General features: G+C 62.8%; 6 protein-coding genes. 1 reads left to right on the plus strand and 5 read right to left on the minus strand.

Features of this window, described 5'->3' with window-relative positions; translation table 11 throughout:
- Positions 1-13 precede the first annotated feature (13 nt).
- From denD to SE91_RS17785, 5 genes are all read right to left on the minus strand, one after another.
- The gene (gene denD, locus SE91_RS17765; protein ID WP_061848494.1) at positions 14-1,000 is read right to left on the minus strand and encodes a D-erythronate dehydrogenase; all 987 of its coding nucleotides are present in this window, start codon (positions 998-1,000) and stop codon (positions 14-16) included.
- An 80-nt stretch (positions 1,001-1,080) separates the two neighbouring features.
- Positions 1,081-2,004: a carbohydrate ABC transporter permease gene (locus tag SE91_RS17770; RefSeq protein WP_060735798.1), complete on the minus strand. Its 924-nt coding sequence runs from the start codon at positions 2,002-2,004 to the stop codon at positions 1,081-1,083.
- The gene (locus SE91_RS17775; RefSeq protein ID WP_082813746.1) at positions 1,997-2,950 is read right to left on the minus strand and encodes a carbohydrate ABC transporter permease; all 954 of its coding nucleotides are present in this window, start codon (positions 2,948-2,950) and stop codon (positions 1,997-1,999) included. The genes SE91_RS17770 and SE91_RS17775 overlap by 8 nt, the downstream gene beginning before the upstream one ends.
- 65 nt (positions 2,951-3,015) lie before the next feature.
- Positions 3,016-4,335, minus strand: coding sequence for an ABC transporter substrate-binding protein (locus SE91_RS17780; RefSeq protein ID WP_060735797.1), 1,320 nt, complete (start codon positions 4,333-4,335; stop codon positions 3,016-3,018).
- A gap of 55 nt (positions 4,336-4,390) precedes the next feature.
- Positions 4,391-5,458, minus strand: a complete 1,068-nt coding sequence (locus SE91_RS17785) for an ABC transporter ATP-binding protein (protein WP_060735796.1) — start codon at positions 5,456-5,458, stop codon at positions 4,391-4,393.
- A 203-nt stretch (positions 5,459-5,661) separates the two neighbouring features.
- Here SE91_RS17785 and SE91_RS17790 point away from each other — a divergent pair.
- Positions 5,662-6,447: LacI family DNA-binding transcriptional regulator (locus tag SE91_RS17790; protein WP_061848496.1), on the plus strand; the 786-nt coding region annotated here is incomplete at its 3' end.

The following is a 6,447-nucleotide window of genomic DNA, read 5'->3' on the forward strand; positions in this document are numbered from 1 at the left end:
GCTCAGTCAGAGATCAGGCGACGAAATTGCCGCCGAGCTCGTCTTCGATGTGAATGCGGATGATGTCGTCAAAATTCTTCTCGGCCGTGGTGAAACCGAGCTCCAGCGACCGCTTGGCGTTGAAATTGCGCGGCCAGCCGCCGACGATGCCGACGATGAAAGGATCCGGCTCCCGCTTGATGCGGGCGGCGACCTTGTCGCCGGCGACGCGCTTCAACGCGGCGATCTGTTCGCCGACGGTGGCCGACAGGCCCGGCATGGTCAAGTTGCGGCGCGGACCGACTGTCGCAAGGTCCATGGTGCCGGCATGGAGCAGGAAGCCGACGGCCGAGCGCGGCGTCGCGTGCCAGTGGCGGACGTCCTCGGACACCGGGAGGATCGCCTCCTTGCCGGCCAGCGGCTCGCGCAGGATGTTGGAGAAGAAGCCCGATGCCGCCTTGTTGGGCAGGCCGGGCCGGATGCAGATGGTCGGCAGGCGGATGCCGATGCCGTCGAGGAAGCCGCGGCGGGAATAGTCGGCCAGCAGGAGTTCGCCGATCGCCTTCTGGGTGCCGTAGCTGAGCAGCGGGGTGTGGAAGAACTCGTCGCCGATCGCATCGGGGAACGGTGCGCCGAACACCGCGATCGAGGACGTGAACACCACGCGCGGCTTGTAGCCGCCACCGACGAGCCTGATCGCGTCGAGCAGCATCCGGGTGCCGTCGAGGTTGATGCGATAGCCCTTGTCGAAATCGAGCTCGGCTTCGCCCGAGACGATCGCGGCGAGATGGAAGATCACGTCGGGGCGGCCGGCGATCAACTTTTCGGCCGCGCCCGGCACGGCGAAATCGCCCGACATGGTCTCGACCGGGAAGCCGGCCTTCTCCGGCTTCTTCGGCTCGACCACGTCATGCATGGTCACTTTCGTGATGTCGCTCTTGCCGAGCCGGCCATCGCGCAACAGCCGTTCACAGAGTTTGCGGCCGACCATGCCGGCGGCGCCGAGAACCAGAATGTGCAAGAGCTCAACTCCTTCTTATCGACCGGGCGCCTATTGACCGGAGCGCGCCGCTCCGGACGCGCCCTCGGCAAGTCCCGCGATCATTCCTTCACGGCGCCCGTCATCGCCGACACATAATGCTCGACGAAGAAGGCGTAAAGGATGACGAGCGGCAGCGAACCGGCCAGCGCCCCCGCCATCAGGGATCCCCAACGGTAGATGTCGCCATCCACGAACTCATTGACGATCGCGACCGGCACTGTCTTGTTGCTGGTCGATTGCAGGAACGTCAGCGCGTAGATGAATTCGTTCCAGCACAGCGTGAAGCAGAAGATGAAGGCCGAGATGAGGCCGGGGATCGCCAGCGGCACCACGATCTTGATCAGGATCTGCCACCGGCTCGCGCCGTCGATCAGCGCGCATTCCTCGAGCTCGAAGGGAATGGTCTTGAAATAGCCCATCAACAACCAGGTCGAGAACGGGATTAGGATCGTCGGATAGGTCAGGATCAGCGCCAGCGGCGAGTCGAACAGGCCGTACTGATAGACGACCGTGGCGAGCGGAATGAACAGGATCGAGGGCGGCACCAGATAGGCGAGGAAGATCAGCCCGCCGACGAGATTGGCGCCCTTGTAACGCAACCGCACGATGGCGTAGGCCGCGAACACCGAGGCCACGATCGACAGCACCGTGGCGCAGATCGCCACGTACATCGTGTTCCAGAGCCAGTACGGATAATAGCTCTCGAACAGCAGCTTGTGGAAGTGCTTGAACGTCGGATTCCAGGTCCAGAACGGATTGTACTTGTCGAGATCGAGCAGCTGCTCGTCCGGCTTCACGGATGTCAGCGCCATCCAATAAAACGGGAACAGCAGCACGACGACGATGATCGCGAGCGGCAGATAGAGCGTCACGAGCCGGCGCGGCACGGACTGCAAATAGCTCATGCCCTCGCTGTTATCGACGCGCGCCGGCGACGATATCACGGACTTGAGATCGACTTTCGCGGCAGGAAGATCAGTCATTGCTCTCTCCCTGTTGCCACCTGCGGCGCTGCAGGCCGAACCAGGACACCATGATCGCAGCGAGCAGGAACGGAATCATGGCGCTGGAGATCGCGGCGCCCTCGCCGAGCTGCCCGGCGATGATCGCGCGCTGGTAGGACAGCGTCGCCATCAGGTGGGTGGCATTGACCGGGCCGCCGCGCGTCATCGCCCAGATCAGCTGGAAGTCCGTGAATGTGAAGAGCACGGAGAAGGTCATCACGACGGCGATGATCGGCGTCAGCAGCGGATAGGTGATGAAGCGGAAATTCTGCCACCGCGTGGCGCCGTCGAGCGTCGCCGCCTCATAGAGCGACGGCGAGACGGTCTGCAGGCCTGCGAGCAGCGTGATCGCCACGAACGGCACACCGCGCCAGATATTGGCGAAGATTACGCAAATCCGCGCCCAGGTCGTGTCACCGAGGAAGTTGATGTTCTGGTTGATCAGGCCGAGCTGCTTCAGCGACCAGGAGATGATCGAGAATTGCGAATCGAAGATCCACCAGAAGGCCAGTGCCGAGAGCACCGTCGGAACGATGAACGGGATGAGCACCATCGCGCGCAGCATCGCCTTGAACGGCATGTGCTCGTTGAGCAGCAGCGCGAGATAGAGCCCGATCGCGAATTTGAGGGCGCTAGCGACGAAGGTGTAGAGCAGCGTGTTGAACACCGACAGCCAGAAGATTGAATCGTCCCAGAGCCATTCGTAGTTCTCGGTGGCGACGAACTGCCCCACCCTGCCGATGCGGGTGTCGGTGAAGGACAGCCAGATGCCGAGCCCGAGCGGATAGGCCAGGAAGAAGATCAGGAACGCCATGGCCGGCACCATGAACCAGAAGCCGAGCCAGTTGCGATTGTGTTTGAGCTGGGTCCAGGCGCTCGCCTCGCTTATCTGAGGCTTGGCCCGGGGAATTGCGACATCAGCCATGCCCGATATCCCTGATCGAAAATGTTGACGAGCGGGCGGCCGGATGGCCGCCCGCTCCGTGATTATCAGCGATAGATGCGCTTCAGCTGGCGCTCGGCTTCAGCCATCGCGCCCTTCGCATCCTTGGCGCCGGTGCAGTAATTGGCGAACATGTCGACGACGATGAAGTCGGCGATTGCGGTCGCCGCCTTTTCGCCGACCGTGCCGATGCCGGCCGCCGGCAGCGTGCGCTTGGAGGCCTGCGAGAACACCTCGTTCTTGGGATCGGCCTTCCAGATCGGGGCGGACTCATAGGCGTTCAAGGTCTGCGTCAGATAGCCTTGCGCGCCGGACAGCCACTTCTCGTAGTTCTCCTTCTCCAGCATGAAGGCGACGAAAGCCTTTGCGGCGTTCGGATATTTGGTGAAGTTGAAGGCGAGAATCGGCAGCGCCAGTTGCAGCTCGGTCGGCTTGCCGACCGGGCCAACCGGCCAGAGCGCGTGGTAGGTATCCTCCGCCAACTCCTTCTTGCTGGCATCAGTCTTGGCGGCGACGTAGATCGAGATGCCGTTCGCCGTGCAATAGAGCTCCCCGGCGAGGTACGCCTTGTTGTTGGAGGAATCGTTCCAGGACGCCGTGCCCGGAATGAAGCTGTCGTAGAGCGCCTTGCAATATTCCAGCGCCTTCGCCGTCTCCGGCGAGTTGATGACGATCTTGTCGTTCTGGTCGACCGTGTAGGCGCCGTGCCCCCACAGCACCCAGTGCAGCCACGCATTGCCGTCGCCCGAGGCGTGGCCGAGTGCGAAGCCGGCGGGCGTGTTGTTGGCCTTGAGCGCCTTGCACATCTCGAGGAAGCTGGGGAAGTCCTTCGGGAATTCCTTGAAGCCTGCTTTGTCGAGCGCCGACTTGCGGTAGGTCAGGTAACCGCCGTTGGTCGCCACGGGGATGCCAAGCCAGTCGTTGCCGAGCTTGCAGGTCTTGGCCGCTGCATCGGTCCATCCGCCATATTTGCCGCCGAGGTAATCGGCGACGTCGTTCATCTTCAGAACCTTGGTCGGGAACAGCTGGGGCAGCGTGTGCAGGCCCCAGGCGAGATCGAGTCCTGAGCCGGTGTTCGCCGCAACCGATGCCTTCGGCTGCACGTCCTCGAAGGACTCGCTGAACACGTTCATCTCGGTGCCCGTTGCAGCCTTGAACGCCGCAACCATCGCGTTGAACGCATCGTCCTCTGCCGGCACGAAGCGCTTCCAGCGCATCACGGTCAGCTTGGCGCCGGGCTCCGCCTTCCAAGGCGCGCTCTGCGCCCAGGCCTTGGCGAAGTCGAACAATGCCGGCCCGGTCAGCATGCCGGTCGCAGCCAGTGCCGTTCCGCCTTGAAGCAGAGTCCGGCGGGTAAAGTCCTTCATGTCGTCCTCCCTGTGATGCTTTTTCTTGTCTTACGTCTTGCTCTCGCCTGCCGCGCTAGGCGTTCATGCGCTTGCCCGTCGCCTCGTCGAACAGATGCACGAGCGAAGGATCGGGCTTCAGCCGCACCTTGTCGCCCGGGTTGAACTGGTGGCGCTCGCGGAAGACCGCGACGACCTGCTCGCCGCCGACCTTGGCGAACACCTGCGTCTCTGAGCCGGTTGGCTCGACCACGATTATCTCGGCCTCGGCGCCGTCATCGGCGATGGTGAAGTGCTCGGGCCGCACGCCGTAGACGGCCGGACGGCCGTCGGAATTGGCCGGCGCGGTCTTGAGCGGCAGCTTGACGCCGTTCGGCCCCTCGAAGGTGGCAACGCCGTTGACGCGCACATGGCCCTTGAGGAAGTTCATCGCGGGCGAGCCGATGAAGCCGGCGACGAACTGATTGTCGGGCTTGTCGTAGAGCTCGAGCGGCGTGCCCATCTGCTCGACGATGCCGTCATGCATGACGACGATCTTGTCGGCCATGGTCATGGCCTCGATCTGGTCGTGGGTGACGTAGACCGTCGTCGTCTTCAGCCGCTGATGCAGCTCCTTGATCTCGGTGCGCATGGCGACGCGCAGCTTGGCATCGAGGTTTGACAGCGGCTCGTCGAACAGGAACACCTGCGGATCGCGCACGATGGCGCGGCCCATGGCGACGCGCTGGCGCTGACCGCCCGAGAGCTGGCGCGGATAGCGGTCGAGCAGCGGCGACAGAGCCAAAATCTCGGCAGCACGCTTGACCCGCTTGTTGATCTCGTCGGAGCTGGCGTTCCGCAGCTTCAGCGAGAAGCCCATGTTGTCGGCCACCGTCATGTGCGGATAGAGCGCGTAGTTCTGGAAGACCATCGCAATGTCCCGCTCCTTGGGCTGGACATTGTTGACGACGCGGTCGCCGATCGAGATCGTGCCGGAGGTGATGTTCTCGAGGCCGGCGAGCATGCGCAGAAGCGTCGACTTGCCGCAGCCGGAAGGGCCAACCAGGACGACGAACTGGCCGTCCTCGATCGGAATCGTCACGCCGTGCAGGACTTCAAAATTGCCGAACGATTTCCGCACGTCGCGGATTTGCACAGACGACATCTAGCTCCCTCCTCGAAAGTCCACGACGACTCTAGCGCCGCGACCGTCTTGTTCTTTTTGGACTTCACCGAACGAAGCCCGATCATAGCGGGCGACATTGTCGGTAGTTTGTGCGGTTTTGGCAATTTGTCTTTGGTTAGTCGTTGCTGGTAGCGCTGTCAACGATCCTTTGTTTGCGTCAGTGGCTATGCTATGAGCAGCAAATGGGTCGAAAACGCACCAAGTCAGGCAAAATCCGGTTGGCTGAAGTGGCCGAGCTTGCCGGCGTCAGCCCGATCACGGCGTCGCGGTTCTTCCGCAATCCGGAAGCGCTGTCGGTTGCCAAGCGGACCCGGGTCGAGAGCGCCGCCAAGGAGCTCGGCTATGTGCCCAACCTTGCGGCGCGGGCGCTGGCCTCGCAACGTACCGAGGTGATCGGTGTATTGATCCCCTCCCTCACCAATAACGTGTTCTCGGATGTGCTGCGCGGCATCTATGACGCCTCCGAAGGCAGCCGCTACTCGATCCAATTGTCCAACACACGCTACAGTATTCTCCAGGAGGAGAAGCTGCTGCGCCTGTTCCTGGCGCAGAAGCCGGCCGGACTGATCGTTACCGGCATCGACCAGACCACGGAGTCCCGCGCGATGCTGGAGGCCGCGGACTGCCCGATCGTGCAGATCATGGAGATTGGCCCGGATCCAGTCGACATGATGATCGGCTTTTCGCACTATGATGCAGCCCGCGCAGCGGTTGCCCACCTGTTCGAGCAAGGCCACAGCAAGATCGGCTTCGTCGGCGCACGCATGGATCCGCGGGTGCAGCGGCGCCTCGACGGATATGTCTCGGCCATGAAAGATGCAGGACTATTCGACCAGCGCCTCGTCGTCACAACGGCGACGCCGACTTCGGTGACGCTCGGCGGCGCCCTGTTCACCGATCTGCTGGCGCGGGAGCCCCTCGATGCCGTGTTCTGCGCCAATGACGATCTCGCGCTCGGCGTGCTATTC

Source organism: Bradyrhizobium sp. DOA1 (genome assembly GCF_001593325.1).
Classification (GTDB): domain Bacteria; phylum Pseudomonadota; class Alphaproteobacteria; order Rhizobiales; family Xanthobacteraceae; genus Bradyrhizobium.

What these genes read in the sequence shown, in the direction of transcription:
- SE91_RS17770 (WP_060735798.1), bottom strand. Translation starts at nt 2,004, where the DNA reads ATGACTGATCTTCCTGCCGCGAAAGTCGATCTCAAGTCCGTGATATCG.
- SE91_RS17775 (WP_082813746.1), bottom strand. Translation starts at nt 2,950, where the DNA reads ATGGCTGATGTCGCAATTCCCCGGGCCAAGCCTCAGATAAGCGAGGCG.
- SE91_RS17780 (WP_060735797.1), bottom strand. Translation starts at nt 4,335, where the DNA reads ATGAAGGACTTTACCCGCCGGACTCTGCTTCAAGGCGGAACGGCACTG.
- SE91_RS17785 (WP_060735796.1), bottom strand. Translation starts at nt 5,458, where the DNA reads ATGTCGTCTGTGCAAATCCGCGACGTGCGGAAATCGTTCGGCAATTTT.